Consider the following 24,670-nt stretch of genomic DNA (forward strand, 5'->3'; position numbering starts at 1 on the left):
CTAACAAACTAAATCTTACATATTTACTAAGTTTGGCAACTTAAAAATTTAAGCTAAAGTCTGAGGTATGACGAGAATATTCCGAAGATTATCTTTCTTTATTCTAATATTGATGCAGTTTGCATTTTTGTCTGCTATATTTTTTGATAAGATGAATGCGCCCTTGATACTCCTTTTTCTTGGGATAATTTCGGTATTAATAAGTCTTGCTTATTTTAAAGCACCACGCGAAGAAGAAAGGTATTTAACAAAAGACCTTTACCTTATCATTTTTGCCGTATCTGGTGCTGTAAGTACATTTTTTATAAACACCGGACTTAAGTTTGGGCCGGTGATCGCCGCCGGATTTATAGGAACCATAGCTTCTTTTATACCAGTAATAAACCGCAAGTCAAATCTCTTAAAAGAGGCTCCTGCAGCCGTTTATTGTGGTGCTTTTGTGGGAATGACTTCTACAAGTGTAGCCCCTAATCTAAAATTTATTTTACTGGCAGGGATTATTGCGGGTAGTATTCTTATTCTTTCTAAAAACATTTTTAACGGTTTGGGAGGTAAATTAGGGACCATCGCTTTTGGTAGTATTGCCATTACCTCTGTTATTTTATATCTCTTATTTTAGATGGAAATACTCATTCTCTTTATCACCGGTATTATCTCTGCCCTTCTTACATATATTGTAAATAATAAACACAGGCAGGGTGCAGTAAGAGCTTCAGCAGGATTATCACTACTTGTGGGGTTATTTTTCTATTTCTTTCCTGAAATTTTCAGTCCGTATTTAACTAAAAATATCCCTATTGTTTTTATTGGCGCCACTTTTATAGGAATGGTTTCTTCTAAAATACTGCCCAGTTATTTATTGGTAGGATTTTCTGGTTTTATTTTTTCAATAATCTATTTAAATGCAAGTCCGTTTTTTAAAGGATATGGAGGTGCATTGGGCACTACCGCATCTATTTCTGTATTGGTTTCTTTAAGCCTGGCAGTGGTTTCAAGAAGTGAGAAGCTACCCTGGCGCAGGAATAAAAAACAACAATAAAAATTTAATATCTAAACTTGTTTTTTCTTAATTACTTTCTCCAAAACGCTCCACACATTTTTAGCCACAACCTTATAACCTTCAGCCGTTGGGTGAATCCCATCTTGCTGGTTTAACTTTGGGTCTCCGGCCACCCCTTCAAGAAGAAACGGAATAAGTGCTACATTGTTTTTTTGGGCCAGTTCGGGGAAAATGTTTCTAAATTCTGAAGTATACTCTTCTCCCATATTTGGAGGAATTTGCATTCCGGCCAACACAATTTTAGTATCAGGATTTTTCTCTTTTACGGTGTTTATAATATCCTGAAGATTCTTACGGGTTTCTTCTAAAGGAATTCCGCGTAAACCATCATTGGCTCCAAGTTCTAAAACAAAAACATCTACATCCTGATTTAAAACCCAATTGATCCTGTTTTTCCCACTAGCAGTAGTTTCCCCACTTAATCCTGCGTTTATCACCTCAAAATCATAATCCAGCGAATCCAACCTGTTTTGAATAAGGGCCGGAAAAGCCTCAGAAGGCTCTAAACCCATTCCTGCTGTTAGGCTGTTTCCAAAGAAAAGAATCACGTTTTTTTCACTTGTCTGAACTTCAGTTTCAGTTTGAACTTCTTCAGCAGTATTTTCACCTGATTTTTTATCGGTATTTTCTCCGCATGAAGACAGAATAAATACCGATAAAATCAAGTAGTAACGAACCAATTTTCTCATAGCAACAGTCTTTATAATCAAATGATTTCCTTATTTTGCCTTAATTCAAAAAAGACAATAATAAGTTCTAAGATGGCAAAGATATTAAACGTTCGCAACCTGGAGAAAAGCTATTCCAGCGGATCTAAAAAACTAAAAGTATTACAGGATATCAACTTTGAAGTTGAAGAACAAAAAACCTTTGCTATTGTTGGACCTTCTGGAAGCGGCAAAACCACCCTTCTTGGGCTTTGTGCCGGCTTAGACAGTCCCGATGCCGGTTCTATTAATTTATGCGGAAGCGAACTTAGCACCCTGGGTGAAGATAAAAGAGCGCTTTTGCGCAACCAACATATTGGATTTGTATTTCAGGATTTTCAATTACTTCCTACGCTTACGGCATTAGAGAATGTGGCCGTGCCACTAGAACTGCAAGGCAACAAAAATGCTTCTAAAACAGGAAAGGAGTTATTGAGAAAAGTAGGTCTGGGCGATCGCATACACCACTATCCCTCCCAACTCTCGGGCGGAGAACAACAAAGAGTGGCTTTGGCACGCGCTTTTTCTACCCGACCTTCTATTTTATTTGCAGATGAACCTACCGGAAACCTTGATGCTGAAACAGGTGAAAAAGTAGAGCAATTACTTTTTGACCTCAACAAGGAAGCAGGAACTACGCTAATTATAGTTACCCACGATCTTGAGCTGGCAGAGAAAACCCAGCATATTATTAGACTTAAAGGAGGCAGAATTATTGAAAACCGGGAAAAACACGTGTAATGAGCAACAACAAAACTTATAAACCGGGTTTTCCCTGGCTCATAAAAATGGCTTGGCGCGATGGTAAAGCCAGTGCCAGAAAGTTATCTCTTTTTATGGCTTCTATCGTCCTGGGAATCGCTGCGGTAGTTTCAATTCAATCTTTTGGTGAAAACTTAAAAGACAATATCGCCCTACAGTCTAAAGCGCTAATGGGTGCCGATTATAAAATAGATAGCGATAAACTACCCAATGAACGAGTTATACAAATTATGGATTCTCTGGGAGGCCCCAAAGCCCGTGAGATCAAATTTGCTTCTATGGCCGCTTTTCCGCAAAGCGAAGCCACAAAATTAATGCAGGTTAGAGGCATTGAAGGCGGTTTTCCTTTTTATGGCGAACTGGAAACCCGGCCCGTAGATGCCGCAAAAACTTATCAGGAAAAAGAAGCTGCTTTGGTTGATGCTACCGTAATGCTTCAATTAGGCATAAAACCGGGCGATAGTATAAAGATTGGTAAAATAACTCTACCTATTGCCGGGGCTTTAAATAAAGTACCCGGAAGTGCGGCTATTTTTAGCTCGGTAGCGCCACCGGTGCTTATTCCCTATAAATTTATTGAAGCATCGGGCCTGGTACAAACCGGTAGCCGTATAGATTATGAATTCTATTTTACAGCGCCTCCCACTACCGATATGGAAAAATTGGATGAAACCCTGGACCCCATGCTCGATGCCCAGGACGCCGATTTAGATACACATACCTCAACAAGTGACAGGCTGGGAAGACGATACGCAAACTTTGGAAAATTCCTTAACCTGGTGGCTTTTATAGCATTGCTACTGGGGTGTGTAGGAATTGCAAGCGCTATACATATTTATATAAAAGAAAAATTACGCGCTGTAGCCGTCTTAAAATGTTTGGGAGCCAGTAAAAAGCAAACTTTTCTAATTTATCTTTTACAAGTAGCTTTTATAGGCTTCATTGGTGGGGTTTTAGGAACAATACTAGGCCTTGTACTCCAGCAATTATTCCCTTGGCTTTTAGAAGGATTACTTCCAATAGATGTAGCGATTAACTTTTCTTTTCCGGTGATTATCATGGGGATTTTACTTGGCGTCTTTATGTCGGTTTTATTTGCTCTTTACCCTTTAATCGGGACGCTTTATATCTCGCCCTTACAGGCATTACGTGTGGTAAAAGAGGAGACCAAAAAATCGCGTAGGGCAATTATCCTTGTTTCTTTAGGCATCTTTTTATTCATCTTTTTGTTTTCGCTTTGGTTATTAGAAGACTGGAAATATTCCCTGAGTTTTGTAGGTGGTATTTTAATCACCTTTTCTATACTTGCCGGGGTAGCTTACTTATTTATGCAAGCACTACGCAAATATTTCCCACATAAATGGGGGTTTGTAGCAAGACAAAGTTTGCTAAACCTCTTTAGACCCCAAAACCAAACCCTAACCCTCGTACTGGCCATTGGAGTAGGTACTTTTTTAATAAGTACCTTATATTTTACTAAAGATCTTTTACTGGCCCAGGCTTCTATAGAATCCCAGGCCAACAGTCCTAATATGATTCTTTTAGATGTACAAAGTGATCAGCAGGAAGCAGTAGCCCAAACAATAAAGGCTCAGGAATTACCGGTTTTAAACAATATTCCTATTGTGACTATGCGTGTACAGAACATCGCAGGGAAACCGGTTAATGAGATAAGGAAAGACACTAGTTCTCAAATTAACAGATGGGTTTTAAACCACGAATTCCGCGTTACCTACCGTGATTCTCTAATTACTTCTGAAAGTATTGAAAGTGGAAAATGGACGACAGAAGCAGGTGATATTAATCCTGTGCCGATTTCCATAAGCAATAATTTTGCCGAAGATGCTAAAGTTGGCGTTGGAGATGAGCTGGTCTTTAATGTGCAGGGTGTTTTGCTAAATACGGTTGTAGGAAGCGTTAGAACAGTTGACTGGTCACGAATGCAATTGAATTTCTCCCTGGTATTTCCCGAAGGTGTATTAGAAGATGCCCCACAATTTCACGTGCTAACCACCAAAGTCCCCGGAGAAGAAGAATCGGCTCAATTACAGCAGGAATTGGTTAAAAAGTTCCCCAATGTTTCCATTATAGATCTTCGGCAGGTGCTAAGTGTTATAGAAGATATTTTAGGCAGAATTTCATGGATCATTAATTTTATGGCATTTTTTAGTATTCTCACAGGTGTTATTGTGCTTTTGGGTGCGATAAGGACCAGTAAATATCAGCGTATTCGGGAAAGTGTGCTGTTGCGTACGCTAGGTTCAAAAAGCAAACAAATCCTGAATATTAATGCTTTAGAATATATTTATTTGGGCGTGCTTGGGGGGCTTTCCGGAGTACTCTTGTCGCTACTTGGCAGTCAGCTACTGGCGTGGTTGGTCTTTGAATCAGCATTTACGCCGTCGTTATTTCCATTTTTAGTCTTATTTCCGGGAATTGTTTTATTGGTATTAATTATTGGTTTAAGTAATAGTTTGAGCGTAATTAGAAAACCACCTTTAGAAGTTTTAAGAAAAGAAGTAACCTAAGCTACCTGGAAGCATTACATTAAAATTATCGAGTAAAATTTATATCTTTAGCTGAATGGAATATAAAGAAGGGAATTATAAATAGTCTACAAGTGAATATTTTACACCTTAGACGCTGAAAAAAATTCGGCATAACACCATAAAAAATATAAATTAAAATCTGTTTACTATGAAGAATCTACTTTTTGCCCTACTAGGTCTGGCTTTCGGTTTTCAGGGAATAGCCCAGGAAAAATATCTTTCTAAAGAAATTCAAATAAAAATGGCAGGTTTGGCTGCGCCCGAAGAAGATAGGGCTAATATTACTGTTTACGGATATGATAAAGAAGGAAAAGTAGTTTTACTAAAAGAAGGAAGCAACAACCTGGTTTGCATTGCAGACGACCCTGGCATGAATGGTATTTCAGTAAGTTGTTATAATAAAAAACTTGAGCCGTTTATGTCTCGCGGTAGAGAATTAAAGGCTGAAGGAAAAGATATGATGGAGCGTCGTGCTATACGACAAAAAGAAGTAGAGAGCGGCAAACTAAAAATGCCCGATGCGCCAAGTATGACTTATATACTTACCGGAAAGGAGGCGAATTTAAATCGCGAAACCGGGGAACTTAAAGATGCAAAATTACGCTATGTAATTTATATGCCTTATGCTACCACAGAAGAGACAGGGCTACCAGATAAGCCACACACTCCCGGAATGCCATGGCTTATGGACCCAGGAACCCACCGCGCTCATATTATGATTACCCCGGCAGATAAAAATTAAACATTTCTATTGAAAAACTTATTCCTGAATATTCGCCTCTTTATATTTAAAAAAGAGCCGCGAAATAGGAATAAGCATTAATGCTGAAGTAAAGAATAGGATAAAAGATATTTTTAAGTTAAAAATATGTGCCAAATAACCCACAAGTGGTGGGCCTAAAAGCATTCCCACAATAGCATACGTACTAATAATAGAAATAGCCATTCCCGGCGAATATTTTTTAGAGGTGCCGGCCAGGAGAAAGGTCATGGGGATTACTGAGGCAACTCCTATACCAACTAAACAAAATCCGATTATTGCGGGCCAAAAATAAGGAAATACTACCATAAGCAAAACCCCCAGGCAGACCAGGCTGGCACTTATTAAATAATTCTTTTTCATTCCTATTTTTTCCACAATCCTATCAGAAAAAAAACGGGAAAGAGCCATAAAAACCATAAATATTAAATAACCAAGGGTAAACACATCTTCTTTTACCACTTCTTTAAAGTAAACACCGCTCCAATCAAACATTCCACCTTCGGTAATTGCGGCAAGAAAAACTATAAAGCCAAGATACATGGTAGGCTTATCCGGTTTTCCAAGTCGGAGTTTATTTCCCTGGCTAGACCTATCTTTTTTCAGTAAAAATGAGAAAGCTGCAAAAGCAAGAAGAAGCGTAAAAATAGCTACAGCAGGTAAATGTTTATAAATAGGAACCTCCAATTTCACCAGTAAAGTAGAAAGCGCAACTCCTAAAAGTCCGCCACTACTCCAAAGCCCATGAAAAGAACCTATAATTTTTCTTTTAAAAGATTTTTGTAAGGTGATAGATTGAGTATTGATGGCAATATTAAAAATCCTCATTGAAAAAGCGAAGAAAAAGATCCCCGCGATAAGCAGAACAAGTTTATGAGCCAACCCAATAAGAACAAGCGAAATGGCCAAAAAAATATAGGATACCATTAAGGGATATCTACTTTCAAAACGCGACACCAGCCATCCTGAAACCGGAAGCCCAATAAGAGAGCTAATGGGCATCACCATTAGTAAGTTTCCTAATTCTGCTTCGTTAAGGTCGAAAGCCATTTTAATAGTAGGAATTCGGGAGGCCCAGGTAGAAAAACAGAACCCAGATAAGAAAAAATAGGTACTTAAAGCAATTCGTTGTTGAATTTCGACTTTCATTTTTAAAATTTTCAGATATAAAAATTGTCGGATATTATATTTCAGCAAAAGAAATAAAACTTGTTTTAGCTCACAACAAATTAAAGTTGCCTGTGGCGATAACGAATAGTCCTTAACTTCCAATGCCCCATTTTATAATAAGAAAAAGCCACAATAGCAGCAATAAGATTAGAGATAGGAAAAGCCCACCAGATACCTTCAAAAGAAAGACTGGTATTATTGGATAAAACAAAAGCCATAGGGAAACGAATAATCCAGAGGGCAAAAACCGAAATTAACAAAGAGGCTTTTGTAAAGCCGGCACCATTAAACACCCCATTTAACACCTGCTGGACGCCAAGCACACCAAAACTGGGTGCCATAATTTTAATAAATAAAGATCCGTCCCTAATTACACCGGAGTCGTTGGGAACAAAAAATGCAGTAATAGGTTCAGCTAAAAAGAAAAGAATTAAACCAACGGCAGTTAATCCAAAAAAACCAATTTTAGTACTTAAGTTCCCTATTCTTTCGGCGCGCTTTATTTTTCCAGCTCCTATATTTTGACCTACTAAGGTAGTAGTGGCCATCGCAAAACCAAGTGCCGGTACTACAATAAGACTTAATATTCTACTTCCAATACCGTAAGCTGCCACAACTTCACTCCCAAAACTGGTCACCAACATCACCATAACCGTCATTCCCGCTGCCCTGGTAGACATCTCCATACTGGAAGGAATGCCTATATTGAACATTCTTCGTGTCCAGGGGAAATCGAATTTCATCTCGCTAAAATTAATCTTAATCCCTCTTTTACCCCTAAAAAGAATAAGTAAACCGGCTAATGCCGATAAACCCTGGGTTACAACACTGGCTACCGCAGCCCCGGCCACCCCAAACCCAGGAATAGGGCCAAATCCAAAAATAAATAGCGGATCTAATACTAAATTTAAAAATACCGTAGCCAAAACTACATACATGGGTAAGAGCACATTTCCAATTCCCCGCATTAAAGATTGGAACACATAAAACATAAACAGAAAGATGAAACCCAAAGAAGAAACCTGAAAGTAGCTTACCGAATCACTAAGTATTTCGGGGCCGGCACCTATAAGTTTCATTAGTGGTGTTGAAGAAAAATAGCCAACAATAGCCAACAAAACCGATATAAAAAAGATTACAAAAACCGTTTGCGAAGAACTGTAATTTACCTCAGCCTGGTTTTCGGCTCCTTTATGTTGCGAAACAATCACGGTTCCTGCCAATGTTAAGCCGGCACCCAACGAAAGGATTAAAAAAAGGATAGGAAAACTTATACTTACCGCTGCAACGGCATCGGCTCCTAATCTCCCCAACCAAAATGTATCTATTAACTGGTATGCGGTTTGTAATATATTTGCCAATATAATAGGCCAGGCCAAATTAGCCAGAGAGCTAAAAATCTTACCTTCGGTATATTTTATGGGTTGTTTTTTCTTTCGCAATTTCCTGAAAATTTAAGCCTTGCAAGTAAAGAAAAATATCTCCCAACTTAATACTTCAATTTGCTTTTAACCATTTCTTAAAAGTATTTTACTCGATACAAGAGAATTAATGATTTTGTAGCCGTTTTCTACCTTCATTTTTTAAGAAAATCCCGTAAGCTTAGCACGAGCATTTTAAAAACACCCAACAAAAAACTTTTTATACTCCAAATATGTGGTAAACTGACATTGCTCATACAAAACCTACTATATACACAGTAAGTTTACCATAGTATGGAAAAGCAAAAAAATGAATTATTATGAAAGCTACAATCTCACTAAAAGAACTCAATTGCAGAAACTGTATAACATACATTACCCAAAGATTGTCTAAAATTAAAGATATTTATGATATCTCGGCTAACGAGAAAGAAGCCAGGGTTTCCTTTATTTATAAAACTGAATTTGCCGCATTGGAGGCTGTAGGTATTTTAAATTCTTTTCGAAAGTCAGAAATTGAAGATCAATGTGACAAAGACCTAAAAATTGCTTAAATTCAGCAAAAACCATGCATTATGAATTTACTGGGAATGATTGGGGGTACCTCCTGGCACTCTACTATAGAATATTACAGGCTTTTAAATGAACTTGTTGGTGCAAAGATTGGCACACAACAAAATCCGCCTTTACTTCTATACAGTCTCAATGTTCAGTTAATGCGTGAAAATGATGCTGAAAAAATTAAAAACGCTTATTTAGGTATTGCTAAAAAACTTGAAACGGCAGGGGTTAAAGCTGTAATTATTTGTGCTAATACACCGCATATGGTTTTTGATTTTGTACAACCTAAACTCAATATTCCAATACTTCATATTGCCGATGCTATAGCCAAAGAAGCTAAACAAAAAGGGTTTAAAAAACTAGGGCTTTTAGGCACAAAACCAACAATGCTTGGTAATTTTTTATCGGGCAGATTAAGAGAAGAGCACCAAATAGAAACTTTAATCCCTGGCGATAGTTATATTGATAAAACCCATAGGTTTATTTCAGAAGAACTTACCCAGGGAAAATTCACCGATAAGGCCAAAAACTTCTATTTAGAGCAAATGCAAATACTAAAAGAGCAAGGCGCTGAAGCAATAATATTGGGCTGTACCGAGCTCCCCATGCTTATTAAAGAAAATGATACTGAAATTCCCCTTTTAGACACTACCAGTCTTCACGCAAAAATGGCTACCGAATTTATTTTAAAAGATTAAATGTTTTTAAACCTGAAGCCATCGGGTAAACTACCTCGGGCCAGGCCCACGAGGTATTTGTTGGAAACAAATTTTTAATTTCGAGGGAACCTCGAGGTAATATACTTTTGGTACTGCCAATAAAAAAGGCCCCAACCTGATTTATCCCTACCTAAACCAGATCACGACCTTCTTATCCCAAACAAAATATTATTCCAAATTTATCCAGAAAAGAGCCTGGACACAATACCCTAATAAGGGTATATTTTCTTTTTTAAAATAGACTTACTTTTGGTTCTTCTATAAAACTGATTATTTTAAATATACAGTGAACACCCCTATTTAAATCAAATGGACCAAAATCTCACTCAAATAAAGAAAGAAATTTATGACAGGTGCAATCTTAAAATTTCTGAGTTTAAAACTGAATTAGAAAGCAAAGAATACGATGCCTGTCAATTTAAATTAAACGATCTACATATACTAAGCAGAAACGCGAAAATTACCCCTAAAAAAGCGGGACAATTTGTGACATTTTGGAAAAGAATTGGTAAGGGACCAATTGAGCCATTTAACCATGATGACAATATTGACTTTTTTGTAGTGAACAGTCGAACCGCTAAAAGGTTTGGACAGTTTGTATTCCCTAGGTCTATTTTGATAAAAAAGGGTATCATCTCAACCAAAACAAAAGAAGGAAAGAGAGCTTTTAGAGTGTATCCTAAATGGGATCTTGTAAGGAGTAAACAAGCCGAAAAAACCCAAAAATGGCAATTAGATTATTTCTATGAAATAAACAGCAACACTAATCTAAAAAAAGCGGAACAATTGTACTGCGGAAAATAAAATATGCTGGTTCATTATTTTAAAAAAGCTTTTTTTGAATTCGAAGCAAAGCCTGAGAACGAAATTTGGATCACCCAGTGAAGACCAAAAAGAAATCCCGAGACTTATTTCTTTGATTTTTAAAAAATAACCCCCGGGATCTAATCTATTTAAAAGATTTCTAATATAGAACTCTGAAACGTATGGTTCCTTTAAGACCTTTTAAGTCTTTTATAACCGCTTTATCGTAACGTTTGTCAATATCTGTAATTACATAACCAATGGTCTCATTGGTTTTTAAATATTGACCTTCAATATTAATATCGTGCCCGGCAAGAATTCTATTGATTTCCGCTAAAATGCCAGGCCTGTTTTCGTGAATATGTATAAGCCTATGTGCATTCTGCAATACAGGCAACTGTAAATTAGGGAAGTTCACAGAGTTAGTAGTACTTCCGGTATTGATATATTCAATAATTTTTCCCGGAACAAAATTTCCAATATTTTCCTGGGCTTCTAATGTACTACCTCCAATGTGTGGCGTTAAAATTACATTAGGTAAATTCCTTAATTCTGAAACAAATTCTTCATTATTGGTTTTGGGCTCTTGCGGATAAACATCGATACCGGCCCCCATAATTTTACCGGACTCTATATTCTTTTTAAGCGCCTTAATATCTACTACATGCCCACGGCTTAGGTTTATGAAGGTCACATTATTCTTCATGTAACCAAATTCCTTTTCCCCAATTAAGTTTTTATTTTCTTTTCTTCCGTCTACGTGAAGCGATACAACATCTACGGTCTCTAAAAGTTCTTTTAAGGAATTGCACTTGGTAACATTACCCATTGGCAACTTTTCTTCAACATCATAGTAATATACGTCGAAACCAACAGATTCTGCCATTACAGAAAGTTGTGCCCCAATATTACCATAACCTATAATTCCAAGTTTCTTTCCGCGGGTTTCAAAACTATTATTAGCCGATTTATCCCATTTACCTTCATGCATTAACCTCATCTTATCTGGAAGGTTACGCATTAGCAAAATAATCTCTCCTATAGCCAGCTCTACAACCGATCTTGTATTACTGTAAGGTGCATTAAATACCGCAACTCCTTTCTTTAAACAAGCCTGAAGATCTATTTGGTTAGTTCCTATACAAAATGCTCCTACCGCAATTAAACGGTTTGCATGGGCCAGAACTTTTTCGGTTAAATGGGTTTTAGATCTAATTCCTATAATCGAAACATCTTTTATCTTCTCACAAAGTTCATCTTCATCCATGGCACCGGGATGTACCGTTACATTGTAACCCTCTTTTTTCATAATATCTACCGCGTCTTGATGTACGTTTTCAAGAAGTAAGACATTAATTCTGTTTTTAGGATAAGAGATTGCTTTGTTCATATTGTGTACAAATAAAAATTCGTCTAAACTTGGTGTGATATGGTCTGCTTTTTCAAGAATATTTGCTCTTTCCACATTTTCGGTAAAAGCATAAAACTTATTAGCAAGACCTGCAGCTTTAATTTCGTAATCGGTATAACCATCTCCAATTACATAAACATCACCTTTTAGGTTTAATTTTTTAAGTTGTTCTACTTTCCCGTTATTAGAAGATAGAACATTATTGTGATCAAAACTTATAATATTGCCCTGTTCATCATATTCAAAAGTATTGGCAAATACATTTTCGGGCTTAACACCGTAAGGTGCTACAATAGGCACGATAAATTCTTTAAAACCATTTGAGAGAATATAAATGTTTTCGTGATAATCATTAAAAAACTCCCGGTTTCTAACAAAAGAAGAAGATACCCTTTCTTTTAGATTTTCTACCAAATCTGGTAAATGACTCTTATTGGCTTTTAGTAAACGCAGGCGTTCTACAAGAGATTCCCTAAAAGACATCTCGCCTTTCATTCCCTTATCTGTTAAGGCTTCAACCTCGGCAAGGTTTTTATTTTTATCAGGATCGTTTGCCAGGGAAATCTCGCCTAAAACATCAAGGGCTTCAACCTGGGTAAAGGTGCTATCAAAATCTATTACAAAGTGCTTATTTTCACTCATATTAAAGGTGCTGTAAAATGAACCCTAAAACTACTATTTTTAGTAGTCTTATTATACTTATTTCAGGAAAAATACGAAGGGAAAAACCTGGTGATCTATAGATTTTAATATTTCATAATATGCATCAGAATAAAATAAAAAGCTGTTAAAATCCAGAGAATTTTAGCTTATAAAATTGAATTTTTATTGATTTTTAAAACAAAAAGATTTAATACAAAACCGAAAAATTAAAAATCAGGGCACAAAAAAATGCCTTTACCCAGGAATTTCTTCCATAGTAAAGGCATTTCAAGAACTTTATAGAAGTATTGTTACTCTACAATAAATTTACCTTTCATTACAGAATAGTGACCAGGAAAACTACAAATAAAATCGTATTCACCGGCTGCAGGAGCTTCAAACTCAATGGTTACTTCTTCCCCTCCTCCAATCATTTTGGTATGAGCAATAACAGCGTCTGTTCCTTCAGGAATATAATCGTTATCCTTGGCCTGAACCGCTTTCTGTCCAAATTCGTTAATTACCGTTCCCTGAGTTAACAATACCCAGTTATGCCCCATAACGCTTTTCTCCATCTCTCCCACGTGCTTTAAAGTAAGCCTAACGGTTTGCCCGGCTTTTACTTTAATCTCATCTTTATTAAATCGCATCTGGTCGTTCCCTTCTATACTTACCTCTACTACATCAGCATCAGCAGCATCACTGCTTGATGAAGCCTCTTTGGTAGTAGTTTCAGTTTTTGGGCTGTTACCATCTCCAATAGTTATTTTATCTTCTTTTTCTTCTTTTTTATCGCCACATGCAATCATTGCCACGGCTCCTAAAATCAAAACAGTTTTGCTTAAAAATCTCATTCCTAATTTTTTAATATTTGTATTTCGTTTTTATGTTCTACTTCAAAGATAATTTAATTTTAGTAGCTAATATAAACATTCAGGTTTTTTATGAAATCAATAAGAAATACCGGGATTACAGGAGTCATTATTTTATCAAAATCACTTATCTTCATACATTAAAATTAAAACCACAATCCATGAAAAAAAGAATTATAAAAAGCCTGGGAGTATTTGCTTTGGTTGCAGGACTTCAGGCTAATTCTCAGGAACAAAATCAAGCAACAAACACTATGGATAATATTTTACTTGCTGAGTGGAGCGGCCCCTATGCAGGGGTTCCGGCTTTCGATAAAATGAAGGTAGAGCTGGTAAAACCGGCAATGCTTAAAGCCATGGACGCACATCTTGCCGAAATTGATAAAATTACCCAAAATCCCGAGCCGGCAACTTTTGCAAATACCATTGTACCGTTTGAAGATTCTGGCGATCTTTTAAGCCGGGTATTCACCTACTATGGGATTTTTAGCAGCAATATTTCCAGTCCCGAATTCAGGGAAGTACAACGGGAACTCTCTCCCAAAATTTCTGAATACAGTTCTAAGATTTCTCAAAACACCGCCCTATTTGAAAGGATTAAAACAGTTTATGAAAATTCACAGGAAAATCCGCTACCGGCTCCCGATCAACGTGTAATTGACCTTATTTACGAAGAGTTTGCCATGGAAGGTGCCAATTTAAATAAAGAAGACAAAGCGCGTTATGCTGAAATAAACAAAGAGCTGTCTGGACTTTATACCAAGTTCTCTAATAATGTTCTTGCCGAAGAGGAAAATTACATTGTTTATTTAACCGAAGATCAACTTAGCGGACTTACGGAATCTTATATTAAAGCTGCGGCCAGCACGGCTGAAGCCAATGGTGAAAGCGGAAAATATGCCGTAACCAACACGCGCTCTTCTATGGATCCTTTTTTAACCTATTCAGATGAACGTGAATTAAGGGAACAAGTATGGCGTAATTATTATTCGCGTGGAGACAATAATGATGAATTTGATAATAATGAAGTTATAAAAAAGATCCTGAAACTTCGTGACGAACGTGTAGAGTTGTTAGGCTACGATAATTTTGCCCAATGGCGTTTACAAAACCGCATGGCAAAAAACCCTGAAAATGCGATGGAGCTTATGGAAGCGGTTTGGCCGGCCGCTCTTGCCCGTGTTGAAGAGGAAGTAAAAGATATGCAAGCGGTTGCCGATCGTGAAGGCGCTAATATTACCATTAAGCCCTGGGATTATCGCTATTATGCCGAGAAAGTAAGGAAAGAGAAATACGACCTGGACAGTGAAGAAGTAAAACAATACCTTGAATTGGGTAACCTTACCCAGGCTTTATTCTTTACCGCAGGAGAACTTTTTAATTTTGATTTTAAACCTGTGGAAGAAGGAAGTGTTCCTGTGTTCCACGAAGATGTAAAAGTTTGGGAAGTGACCGATAAAGATTCGGGGGAGCTTATTGGACTTTGGTATTTAGATCCTTTTGCCCGCCAGGGAAAACGTTCAGGTGCCTGGGCAACTACTTATAGAAGCTATTCTGAATTAGAAGGTGCAAAACCCGTATTGGCATCTAACAATTCTAACTTTATAAAACCGGCTCCCGGTGAACCCGTTTTGGTTTCCTGGGACGATGCCGAAACGTTTTTCCACGAATTTGGACACGCCTTGCACTTTTTAGCAGCAGATATTAAATATCCAACCTTAAACAGCGGCGTTCGTGATTATACCGAATTTCAATCGCAGTTGTTAGAACGTTGGTTATCTACAGATAAAGTGATAAATCGTTATTTAAAACATCACGAAACCGGAGAGGTAATTCCAGACGAACTGGTAGCTAAAATTAAAAAAGCAGCCACTTTTAACCAGGGCTTTGCGACCACCGAGTTTTTGGCTTCGGCTTTAATGGATATGAAATATCATACTACAGATCCCGAAAAAATCGAACCTAAACAATTTGAAAAAGAAACCCTTGACGCATTGGGGATGCCAGATGAAATAGTAATGAGACACCGTTCCCCCCATTTTGGACACGTTTTTTCAGGGGAAGGTTATGCTACCGGGTATTACGGCTATTTATGGGCAGACGTATTAACCTCTGATGCTTCTGAAGCTTTTGCAGAAGCTCCCGGCGGATTTTATGATGCAACCCTTGCCAAAAAATTGGTGAAATATCTTTTTGCCCCAAGAAACGCCATGGACCCCGCTGAAGCTTACCGAAAGTTTAGAGGTAGAGATGCAAAGATTGATGCATTAATGCGTGATCGTGGTTTCCCGGTTCCTAATTAAACTTATATATTCCCACATAATACTTCGGGTTACCCGGAGTATTATGTTCTATTGTTATACCGTAATATTTAATATAAGCTTTCAATAGCTTAAATAAAATAGGCTAAAAAAATGTAGTAAGTAACCACAGAAAATTTTAGTCTATCCTCATAAAAACTTATATGATATTAAAAAGAATTACATTTTCACTCCTAATACTCTTAGTGATTTCGTGTACCAAAGAAGAAGAGACTGATGATTTAAATAATAAATTTGACTTTAAGTTTACTGCCAATATGACTAAGGGTAATATTTTAGATCTATTTACATTCGAAATAATTCCTGTTAGTAGCAAAGAAGTTACTAAACTGGATTTCTCCAGAAAATATGACTCCATAATTTTTAAAGTTGAAGGATTATATGGCAGCTTTACAGTTTTTGAAAAAAATAGCCTCTCCTATAAGTGGTCTCATAGCTTCTATTTACCTAAGCAATATGATGCAACACTAATTGGATACAAGCAAGGAAGCATTATAACTGAAAAAGCAATACCTATAGAAGTTAAAAATGAGAAGGATTTTTTAAACGTAAATTGGAATTCTTTTTCTCAGGTTTCAAATACGGGTTACATTAATTTACTAAGCAACAACACTCTAGGTATTTTTCAAAAACTTGAAGATTCTCTCCCGCTTGTAGTTTTAAATGACTACTGGGAAAATATAGATTATTATGATCTTGTAAATAAAAAACTTATAGAAAACGAAAAGGAGACCTACTTATATAAGTACATGGTAGAGCTATACGCCAGCCCTCAATATTCTTATTCTGAGACACAAGATTTAAAACAAATTTACAAAAAACACTTTACAGTTCCTTTAGAAGATAAAAAACCGCAACATATTTGGCTGACAGCAAAAAATAAAATTGTGCTATTTAAAGACGAGGTAGAAACTGGCAATAATTTTGTAATAGATAACCAAATTTATGCCCAACCGAGATAATTTTTTAACCACTTAATGCATTACTGGTAAACTACCTCGGAGTATTATACCATATTGGTGATGCCAATAAAATCTTTTTCACTTAGATTTAACAAAAAAGCCATCAGCGAATAACTGATGGCTTTTTATGTTACTTAAAAAGTTCTGCTTAGAACATCTCTCTACCAGAGAAGTGGAAAGCAGCTTCAATCTGTGCGTTTTCGTCGCTATCACTTCCGTGAACAGCGTTTTCACCAACAGATTTCGCGTATTTTTTTCTTATAGTTCCCTCAGCAGCATCTTCCGGATTTGTCGCTCCTATTAAAGCTCTAAAATCTTCTACGGCATTTTCTTTTTCTAACACAGCCGATACGATTGGCCCGCGAGTCATAAACTCTACCAACTCCCCAAAGAAAGGACGCTCGTTATGTACTGCATAAAACTCCTGAGCATCAGCGGTAGTCATTTGAGTCATTTTCAAAGCTACAATTCTAAAGCCTGAACTGGTTATTTGTTCTAATATTGCACCTACATTCCCGGCTTCAACTGCATCGGGCTTTATCATGGTGAATGTTCTTTTTCCTGCCATTGTTTGGTTTTTTAAAATTTTGGCAAAAATAAATAAATAAGCTGCATTTACAAGTTCCTTTCTATTTTATATGCTTTTAGCTTTCAGGCAGCTGCATCATTAAAGTTATTGTTTGTTAATCTTTATACTTTACTAAATATTCTTGCTGAAGTTTATTTCCAACGCCGCGCATTTCCATCTTAACTTCACCTGAAGCAAAATTAAACTTCAGCAAACCATAACTTAAATCGCTTACCACCTCTCCTACTCTGTATTGGTTGGGCTCTCCACTAAAATCAGTATAAGAATGCGTTAACCCGCTAGAGGTAAAATCTACCAGCGGATAATCCAATCCGTTTATTTTCTTTTCTGAAAACTCTGAAATATGCCTGTCGCCACTAAGCAGAATTACATTTTTAGCTTTAGAAGTTTCTATAAGCTTTTCCAATTTTTCTACTTCTGCCGGGAAATTAGCCCAGGTCTCAAAGCCATGTTCTCCAGAAAGCACCTGAATAGATCCTAATATTAAATTATAATTGGCAGTACTGTTATTCAATTCCTGTTGCAACCAATTCCATTGCTTTTCACCCAAAATAGTTCCTTCATAGTTAATTTTATAGCGTTGGCCCGGTTTCTCACTAGCTTCTAAGGGCGACCTAAAATACCGGGTATCCAAAACAATTACTTTTATAGTTTTGCCGTCTTCCTTAAAATCTTTAGCGTGATACACCCCTTCTCTTTCACGACGAGGATCACTCTTTGATACATCAAAGAAATCGAGAAACAACTGCTGACTTTCCTTTTTATATTCCCATTCACGGCCACCATCGTTTTTACCATAGTCGTGATCGTCCCAGGTGCCTAAAACCGGCGTGGTTTCAATTAAGTTTTGGTAGCCTTCATTATTTTTCTGCTTTTCATAATCGGCTTCCATTTTAGTCATGTCTTCGGTATCAGCATAAATATTATCTCCGCCCCAAAGAAACAGGTCCGGACTTTCCTGCAGTATCGCGTTCCAAAGTGGCTGTGGTTTATCCTGCCGGTTGCAACTTCCAAAAGCAATTATATAATCGCAGCTTTCAGTGGCGCTTTCCTTTCCATTTTGGGAAGATTTGGAATTGCTTCCGCAAGAAACCAATAGAAAAAAGCTAATTAAGATTGAGATTATTCCTTTCATTTTTGTTGATTTGTGAATTGCAAAAATAAAGATTGCTTTAGTAAGCCGGTATTAATAAATTGTATATTTATTGGCTATTACAAAAAATCACCTCGTGGCAATCGTATTAGGTACTAAAAAATTAGATTTCCTGGTAAGCCACAAAGTATTTAAACCTTCATTATTGAAGAAAGATTATTTTTTTTCCTTAATACCTTGTAGAATTGTTTCAGGGTATTTTATTTTACAATTATGATAGAACAAGCAATTTTAGAAATCACCGCCGAACTTTCAGAGGCGCGAAATATAGTTATTGTACCCCATAAAGGCCCCGATGGTGATGCCATAGGCTCGTCTTTAGGGCTTATGCATTTTTTAAAAAACAAAGGGCACCAGGTAGATGTGATTGCGCCCAATGAATATCCGAAGTTTTTAAAATGGTTGCCGGGAAATGAAGAGGTAATGATTTATGAAAAAGATAAAGAAAATGCAGACAAGCTTATAAGTGATGCAGATATTGTTTTTGCGCTAGATTTTAATCACTTAAACCGCTCTGGTGATATGCAGGATATTTTAACTGCTTCACAAGCGGTTTTTATAATGATAGACCATCATAGGGAACCATCAGATTTTGCCAACTATACCTACAGCGATGCCGAAATGAGTTCTACCTGCGAAATGGTGTACCATTTTATAAATAAACTACGCGCTGTAGAAAAAATCACCCCTGAAATTGCCACCTGTCTCTATGCAGGGATTATGACCGATACCGGTTCGTTTAGGTTTAGTGCCACCAGTTCAGAGACACATCGTGTAATAGCTAAACTTATAGACAAAGGGGCCGTTAACCACGAAATACACAATAATATTTTTGATACTTTTAATGAAAGTAGGCTTCAGCTTTTAGGAACCGCTTTGCAGAACCTTCGTGTAAAGCACAACTATAAAACGGCTTATATCACTTTATCTCAGGAAGAACTGGATAAACATAATTTTCAGAAGGGAGATACAGAAGGTTTTGTAAATTATGGGTTGGCGATAGAAGATGTTATTTTTGCCCTTATTTTTATTGAAAATAAACAAGAGGGCATCATTAAAATTTCCTTTAGGTCTAAGGGCGATTTTAATGTAAATGAATTTGCCCGCGCACATTTTGAAGGCGGAGGGCACAACAATGCCGCAGGTGGTAAAAGTGAACTTTCTATGGAAGACACCATTACCAAATTAAATAATATCCTGCCCGATTATAAAGAATTACAAGGATGAAAAAAACTTTAATTCTTATAACTATTATAGCTCTGGCAGCCTGTAAGTCTCCGGAAGCAAGATATCCGGTCATACAAAAATCTGGCTCGCACATTAGTGAATCTATCGCTAAAAACCAGGAACTTCTGGAAAAGGAAGTAGCACAAATTGAGGCTGTAATTGCTGCCGATTCTACCCGGGAATACCAATCTTCGCCCGATGGTTTTTGGTATACCTACAATAAAAAAAATAAAGATACTGCCAATACGCTAAAACCTGAATTTGGGGATGTTGTAAGCTTCGATTATAGCATCAAAACATTAGACGGACAGGTAATTTATGCCGAAGGGGAAAAAGCTACCAGAACCTATGCCATAGATCAGGAAAAACTATTTAGCGGTTTAAGACAGGGGCTTAAACTGATGCAGGAAGGAGAAACAATTACGTTTCTTTTCCCTTCCTATAAAGCTTATGGTTATTATGGAGATAAAAACAAGATAGGTACTAATTGGCCCTTACAAACTAAAGTAACCTTGAATAAAATTATAGAAAAAGAAGAAAACCAAAATCAAAGATAAGTTAAACCCAGGGCCATAGGTGGCCTTTTTAATTTTTATACTAAATGAGAACCAGTAAATTTTTACTACTTTTTGCCATGGTATTTACCATGTTTGCTTGTAACGACGAATATCCCGAACTAGAAGATGGGATGTATGCTGAATTTAAAACAAATTATGGCACCTTTGTAGCCGAACTCTTTTACGAGGATACCCCTATTACCGTTTCCAGTTTTGTTTCCCTTGCCGAGGGTACCAACAAAATGGTAGACAGTACCTACAAAGGAAAAAACTATTACAACGGACTTACATTTCACAGAATTATAGACGGCTTTGTTATTCAGGGTGGGGATCCAACCGGAACCGGTAGCGGAGGCCCAGGTTATAAATTTCCAGATGAAATTGTAGACAGTTTAAGCCACGACTCTAAAGGTATACTTTCTATGGCCAACGCAGGCCCCGGCACCAATGGGAGTCAGTTTTTTGTAACTCTTGCCCCTACCCAAAACTTAGATGGAAGACATACCGTTTTTGGTAAAATTGTGAAAAGCCAGGATGTTGTAGATTCTATTGGTAAAGTTGAAACCGGCCCACAGGACAAACCTATTAAAACGGTAACTATGGAAGAGGTTAATATCATTAGAAAAGGTAAAGATGCCAAAAATTTTGAAGCACCTAAAGTCTTTGAAGATGAGTTGCAAGCCATAAAAGAGAAAGAAGACGCTGAAGCTAAAAAGCGCCAGGAAGCAAAAGAAGAAATGGCCAAAACCTTTGAAAGCCATAAAGATGAAGCTAAAGCTTTAGACAGCGGACTTCAAATTTATTTTGAAGAAAAAGGAGAGGGCGAAAAACCTGAAACCGGCCAAATGGTAATGGTTTCATACGAGGGCTATTTTGAAGACGGTGATATTTTTGACACCAGTAAAAAAGAATTGGCCAAAGAAATGGGGCTTTTCAACCCTAATCGTGAGGCCCAGGGCGGTTATGGCCCTATGGCTATCGTTTATGGCCCCGATGCACCTATGATCCCCGGATTTAAAGAAGGAGTACAACAAATGAGTGTAGGAGACCAGGCCTTGCTTTACATCCCCAGCCATTTAGGTTACGGTGAGCGTGGTGCCGGCGGAGTAATTCCTCCTAACACCAACCTTGTATTTAGGGTAAAGCTGGAAAGCATTAAGGAATAATTTCCTTATTGAATATAAAAAAGGCTGTTTGATTATTAATCTTTCGTCATCCTGAACTGGTTTCAGGATCTAGTTTCAATGAAACTTAGAAGCTGAAATAAATTCAGCTTGACGCTAAGAAATAATATCAAACAGCCTTTTTATTTACTCAGTAATCGAGATTTATTATCTCGTAAACCTCCCCGGAGGTAATTTACTGTAATCACGAATTATTTCTTCGGGATATTTTTTAACACTTCAAGTAAAAATTTCCAATATTTCTGGGCTGAAGAAATACTTGCCCTTTCATCGGGTGAATGTGCTCCTCTAATGGTAGGCCCAAAGGAAATCATATCCATCCCGGGGTAATGGTTTCCAATTATTCCGCATTCAAGTCCGGCGTGACAGGCTGCCACATCTGCTTTTTCGTTATGCAGTTTTTGGTATAACTCGTCTACCACTTTTAAAATAGCAGAATTAGGGTTTGGTGCCCAACCGGGATATTCTCCTGAAAGTTTTACTTTAAACTTCGCCAACTCGAACGTAGCTTCCAAACTATTGGCCAAATCGTTTTTAGAAGATTCTACCGATGATCTTGTTAAGCAATTAATTTTCACCTTTCCGTATTCTACCTTAACGCTGGCAATGTTATTAGAAGCTTCTACCAAACCTTCAATATCGGGGCTCATTCTATAAACACCATTATGTGCGGCTGAAATCGCCTTAACCACTTCTTGCTGGTCTTCTACCTTCATAACCTTGTTAGGAACTTCAGTTTCAGAAATTTCAATATCCATATTAGGTTCCAGAGAAGCAAATTCAGCTTTAATCTCCCGCACCTGTTGTATAATTTCTGTTAGAAAAGTTTCGGTATTAGATTTATCTACCACTACAACCGCCTCGCTTTCACGCGGAATAGCATTTCTTAATCCCCCGCCATTAATCCCGGCCACACGTAAACCAAAATCGCGGTTCGCATCAAAAAGTACACGAGCCATAATTTTATTGGCATTGGCCAGGCCTTTTATAATATCCATTCCGGAGTGCCCACCTTGTAAACCTTTTACTTTAATAAGGTACCCCACCGAATTGTCTGGGGTATGCTCTTCTTCATAATCTCTAACTGCGGTAATATCTACTCCCCCGGCACATCCAATACCTATTTCATCATCTTCTTCGGTGTCCAGGTTTAAAAGGATTTCCCCTTCAAGTAAATTAGGGTCTAAACCTTTAGCTCCCGTCATCCCTGTTTCCTCGTCTATGGTAAACAAGGCTTCAATGGCCGGATGCTCAATCTCCTTACTTTCTAAAATAGCCATCATACTGGCAACTCCCAGGCCATTATCGGCCCCCAGGGTTGTGCCCTTTGCTTTCACCCAATCGCCATCTACATACATGTTAATACCGTTGTTTTCAAAATCAAAGTCGGTATCGTTATTTTTTTGGTGCACCATATCTAAGTGCGCCTGCAAAACAATTGGTTTTCTATCTTCCATCCCTGCAGTGGCCGGTTTTTTAATCACTACATTTCCGGTTTCATCTACCAGGGTCTCCAGGCTAAGATTGTTCCCAAATTTTTTCATAAACTCAATAACCCGCTCTTCTTTCTTTGAAGGTCGTGGCACTTCGTTTAGATCGGCAAATTTATTCCATAAGATTTTTGGTTCTAATTCCCTTATTTCTTCGCTCATTGTTTTATATTTTGGTCTTTCACAAAGGTATTGGTTATTAACAAAGAAGGAAAATTTCCCGGCTTTTTAAAACTAATTTAACCAATACAGGCTGAGTTGATTAAGATTTTTAAACCAGGCTGAGTAATTATTGTATTTTTAAATCGTGAAGAAAAAAGGACTTTATATTTTAGCATTTTTGCTTCCGCTACAGGTAATTTTTATCTTTTTCCTGGGTGGCTATCCCGAGTTGGTTGAAAACTGGTACAGCAACCTTCTTTATCCTAAAATCTCTAAATTAATGCGATATGGGCACGGCTTTTTACCCTTTTCGCTTGGTGACCTTCTGTATACCTTCTTCGGAATTTTAATAATTCGCTGGCTTATTAGGCGTTTTCAACAAAAATTTAGAAACCCTAGATTTTGGGTAATAGATACCATGGCAGTTTTATCTTTAGTGTATGCCTGCTTTCATATTTTTTGGGGATTTAATTACTACCGATTGCCCCTTCACAAAACTTTAAAAATTGAAAATAACTATACTACCGAAGAGCTTTATTCACTTTCTGAAATTTTAATTACCGAATCTAACAAACTTCACCAACAACTTGCAGATAATGATTCTGTAAGTGTAGTGATTCCCTATTCTAAAGATGAAATCTTTGCAAAAACAATAACAGGTTTTACTAATATTAGCAAGACTTATCCTGAACTCACCTACAAAGGAGAATCCCTAAAACGCTCCTTATACAGTATTCCGCTTTCGTATATGGGCTTTAATGGCTACCTGAATCCATTAACCGGGGAAGCCCAGGTAAACACGCAAATTGTAGCTTATAAAATTCCTACCACCGCAAGTCACGAAATTGGTCATCAATTAGGTTTTGCAAAAGAAAATGAGGCCAATTTTATAGCCTGTTTAAGCACTATGAATCACCCCGATGCTTATTTTAGGTATTCGGGCTACACCTTTGCCTTACGCTACTGTTTGAGTGAACTTTACCGTAGGGATCCCGATAAATTTGAAACCTTAAAAGCAAAAATGAATGTGGGGATTTTAGAAAATTACCGGGAAGTAGAAGATTTTTGGCTTGCCCATCAAAACCCGTTTGAACCTTTGTTTCAGGCTTTTTACAATCGTTTTTTAATAGTTAATAACCAGGCAGACGGGATGAAAAGCTATAGTTATGTAGTTGCCTTGCTGGTTAATTATTTTTCAGAAGAAAAAAATAGTCTTTAACCTATTCATTATTTAGGATTGAGAAAATAAATTTAATATCCTCGAACAGTCATATTCTAAAATTTAAACCTCAACCCCGAAATTTATTCGGTGGGCTTAAAAGCATAGACTGTTCGTATTAAATGCTGAAACAAGTTTATCATGACCAATTATTCATGATTTTGATTTACTGAGAAAAAAAGGCATCAATAAACTACCTCGGGGTAAGGCCACGGGGCATTCGTTGGAAACAGATTTTTAATTTTGAGGCAAGCCTCGGGATATTACACCCTTTGGCGGTGCCAATGAAATCTTAACTAATTTTCAAAACAAATTTCAGCTTAGTTATAATTTTCTTAATTTCCCCCTCTTAAGTGCAAAACCACATT

General features: G+C 37.2%; 22 protein-coding genes. 14 read left to right on the forward strand and 8 right to left on the reverse strand.

Features of this window, described 5'->3' with window-relative positions:
- Positions 1 to 67: 67 nt before the first annotated feature.
- Both I6U50_RS09105 and I6U50_RS09110 read left to right on the forward strand, forming a co-directional pair.
- The gene (locus tag I6U50_RS09105) at positions 68 to 619 is read left to right on the forward strand and encodes a hypothetical protein (protein WP_193711777.1); all 552 of its coding nucleotides are present in this window, start codon (positions 68 to 70) and stop codon (positions 617 to 619) included.
- The gene (locus I6U50_RS09110; protein WP_193711778.1) at positions 620 to 1,039 is read left to right on the forward strand and encodes a hypothetical protein; all 420 of its coding nucleotides are present in this window, start codon (positions 620 to 622) and stop codon (positions 1,037 to 1,039) included.
- An 11-nt stretch (positions 1,040 to 1,050) separates the two neighbouring features.
- Here I6U50_RS09110 and I6U50_RS09115 read toward each other — a convergent pair whose 3' ends face one another.
- Positions 1,051 to 1,749: an arylesterase gene (locus I6U50_RS09115; RefSeq protein WP_193711779.1), complete on the reverse strand. Its 699-nt coding sequence runs from the start codon at positions 1,747 to 1,749 to the stop codon at positions 1,051 to 1,053.
- A 72-nt stretch (positions 1,750 to 1,821) separates the two neighbouring features.
- Between I6U50_RS09115 and I6U50_RS09120 the strand changes: the two genes are divergently transcribed.
- From I6U50_RS09120 to I6U50_RS09130, 3 genes are all read left to right on the forward strand, one after another.
- Positions 1,822 to 2,508 (forward strand): ABC transporter ATP-binding protein, encoded by a 687-nt coding sequence (locus I6U50_RS09120; RefSeq protein WP_198628143.1) that lies wholly within the window; start codon positions 1,822 to 1,824, stop codon positions 2,506 to 2,508.
- On the forward strand, positions 2,508 to 5,057 hold the full coding sequence (locus I6U50_RS09125) for an ABC transporter permease (RefSeq protein ID WP_232805909.1): 2,550 nt from the start codon (positions 2,508 to 2,510) through the stop codon (positions 5,055 to 5,057). Before I6U50_RS09120 ends, I6U50_RS09125 begins: the two co-directional genes overlap by 1 nt.
- A gap of 169 nt (positions 5,058 to 5,226) precedes the next feature.
- A complete protein-coding gene (locus I6U50_RS09130) occupies positions 5,227 to 5,820 on the forward strand; it encodes a hypothetical protein (RefSeq protein ID WP_198638619.1) in 594 nt (197 codons plus the stop codon).
- An 18-nt stretch (positions 5,821 to 5,838) separates the two neighbouring features.
- Here the strand turns inward: I6U50_RS09130 and I6U50_RS09135 are convergent, their stop codons facing one another.
- Positions 5,839 to 6,987 carry an MFS transporter gene (locus I6U50_RS09135; protein ID WP_198638620.1) on the reverse strand — a complete coding sequence of 383 codons (1,149 nt, stop codon included), beginning with the start codon at positions 6,985 to 6,987 and terminating at the stop codon, positions 5,839 to 5,841.
- 80 nt (positions 6,988 to 7,067) lie between these two features.
- On the reverse strand, positions 7,068 to 8,450 hold the full coding sequence (locus I6U50_RS09140; RefSeq protein WP_198638621.1) for an MATE family efflux transporter: 1,383 nt from the start codon (positions 8,448 to 8,450) through the stop codon (positions 7,068 to 7,070).
- Between the two features lie 299 nt (positions 8,451 to 8,749).
- Here I6U50_RS09140 and I6U50_RS09145 point away from each other — a divergent pair, with 299 nt between their 5' ends.
- The 3 genes from I6U50_RS09145 (at position 8,750) to I6U50_RS09155 (ending at position 10,513) form a co-directional block, all read left to right on the forward strand.
- Positions 8,750 to 8,983, forward strand: coding sequence for a cation transporter (locus I6U50_RS09145; RefSeq protein ID WP_198638622.1), 234 nt, complete (start codon positions 8,750 to 8,752; stop codon positions 8,981 to 8,983).
- 21 nt (positions 8,984 to 9,004) lie between these two features.
- Complete coding sequence (locus I6U50_RS09150) at positions 9,005 to 9,688, forward strand: aspartate/glutamate racemase family protein (protein ID WP_198638623.1); 684 nt, start codon at positions 9,005 to 9,007, stop codon at positions 9,686 to 9,688.
- Positions 9,689 to 10,018: 330 nt separating this feature from the next.
- The gene (locus tag I6U50_RS09155; protein ID WP_198638624.1) at positions 10,019 to 10,513 is read left to right on the forward strand and encodes a MepB family protein; all 495 of its coding nucleotides are present in this window, start codon (positions 10,019 to 10,021) and stop codon (positions 10,511 to 10,513) included.
- Positions 10,514 to 10,673: 160 nt separating this feature from the next.
- On the opposite strand, the gene serA is transcribed toward I6U50_RS09155, so the two are convergent.
- Both serA and azu read right to left on the reverse strand, forming a co-directional pair.
- Positions 10,674 to 12,566, reverse strand: a complete 1,893-nt coding sequence (gene serA, locus I6U50_RS09160) for a phosphoglycerate dehydrogenase (protein ID WP_198638625.1) — start codon at positions 12,564 to 12,566, stop codon at positions 10,674 to 10,676.
- Positions 12,567 to 12,877: 311 nt separating this feature from the next.
- Positions 12,878 to 13,420, reverse strand: a complete 543-nt coding sequence (azu, locus tag I6U50_RS09165; RefSeq protein ID WP_198638626.1) for an azurin — start codon at positions 13,418 to 13,420, stop codon at positions 12,878 to 12,880.
- A 179-nt stretch (positions 13,421 to 13,599) separates the two neighbouring features.
- Here azu and I6U50_RS09170 point away from each other — a divergent pair, with 179 nt between their 5' ends.
- Entirely contained in the window at positions 13,600 to 15,741 is a 2,142-nt protein-coding gene (locus I6U50_RS09170; RefSeq protein WP_198638627.1) for a M3 family metallopeptidase, read from the forward strand.
- Between the two features lie 161 nt (positions 15,742 to 15,902).
- On the forward strand, positions 15,903 to 16,721 hold the full coding sequence (locus I6U50_RS09175; RefSeq protein WP_198638628.1) for a hypothetical protein: 819 nt from the start codon (positions 15,903 to 15,905) through the stop codon (positions 16,719 to 16,721).
- A gap of 148 nt (positions 16,722 to 16,869) precedes the next feature.
- Here the strand turns inward: I6U50_RS09175 and I6U50_RS09180 are convergent, their stop codons facing one another.
- Both I6U50_RS09180 and I6U50_RS09185 read right to left on the reverse strand, forming a co-directional pair.
- The gene (locus I6U50_RS09180; RefSeq protein ID WP_193711791.1) at positions 16,870 to 17,289 is read right to left on the reverse strand and encodes a nucleoside-diphosphate kinase; all 420 of its coding nucleotides are present in this window, start codon (positions 17,287 to 17,289) and stop codon (positions 16,870 to 16,872) included.
- Positions 17,290 to 17,404: 115 nt separating this feature from the next.
- Complete coding sequence (locus tag I6U50_RS09185) at positions 17,405 to 18,445, reverse strand: alkaline phosphatase D family protein (protein ID WP_198628133.1); 1,041 nt, start codon at positions 18,443 to 18,445, stop codon at positions 17,405 to 17,407.
- Between the two features lie 231 nt (positions 18,446 to 18,676).
- Here I6U50_RS09185 and I6U50_RS09190 point away from each other — a divergent pair, with 231 nt between their 5' ends.
- The 3 genes from I6U50_RS09190 to I6U50_RS09200 are packed head-to-tail and all read left to right on the forward strand — an operon-like array spanning position 18,677 to position 21,413.
- Positions 18,677 to 19,690, forward strand: a complete 1,014-nt coding sequence (locus I6U50_RS09190; protein ID WP_198628132.1) for a DHH family phosphoesterase — start codon at positions 18,677 to 18,679, stop codon at positions 19,688 to 19,690.
- Positions 19,687 to 20,247, forward strand: coding sequence for a gliding motility-associated peptidyl-prolyl isomerase GldI (gene gldI, locus I6U50_RS09195; protein ID WP_198628131.1), 561 nt, complete (start codon positions 19,687 to 19,689; stop codon positions 20,245 to 20,247). Before I6U50_RS09190 ends, gldI begins: the two co-directional genes overlap by 4 nt.
- A 44-nt stretch (positions 20,248 to 20,291) precedes the next feature.
- The gene (locus I6U50_RS09200; protein ID WP_198638629.1) at positions 20,292 to 21,413 is read left to right on the forward strand and encodes a peptidylprolyl isomerase; all 1,122 of its coding nucleotides are present in this window, start codon (positions 20,292 to 20,294) and stop codon (positions 21,411 to 21,413) included.
- Positions 21,414 to 21,622: 209 nt separating this feature from the next.
- Here I6U50_RS09200 and I6U50_RS09205 read toward each other — a convergent pair whose 3' ends face one another.
- On the reverse strand, positions 21,623 to 23,083 hold the full coding sequence (locus I6U50_RS09205) for an aminoacyl-histidine dipeptidase (protein WP_198638630.1): 1,461 nt from the start codon (positions 23,081 to 23,083) through the stop codon (positions 21,623 to 21,625).
- Between the two features lie 145 nt (positions 23,084 to 23,228).
- Between I6U50_RS09205 and I6U50_RS09210 the strand changes: the two genes are divergently transcribed.
- Positions 23,229 to 24,302: a DUF3810 domain-containing protein gene (locus I6U50_RS09210; protein WP_198638631.1), complete on the forward strand. Its 1,074-nt coding sequence runs from the start codon at positions 23,229 to 23,231 to the stop codon at positions 24,300 to 24,302.
- Positions 24,303 to 24,670: the final 368 nt, after the last annotated feature.

Source organism: Salegentibacter maritimus (assembly GCF_016236975.1).
Lineage (GTDB): Bacteria > Bacteroidota > Bacteroidia > Flavobacteriales > Flavobacteriaceae > Salegentibacter > Salegentibacter maritimus.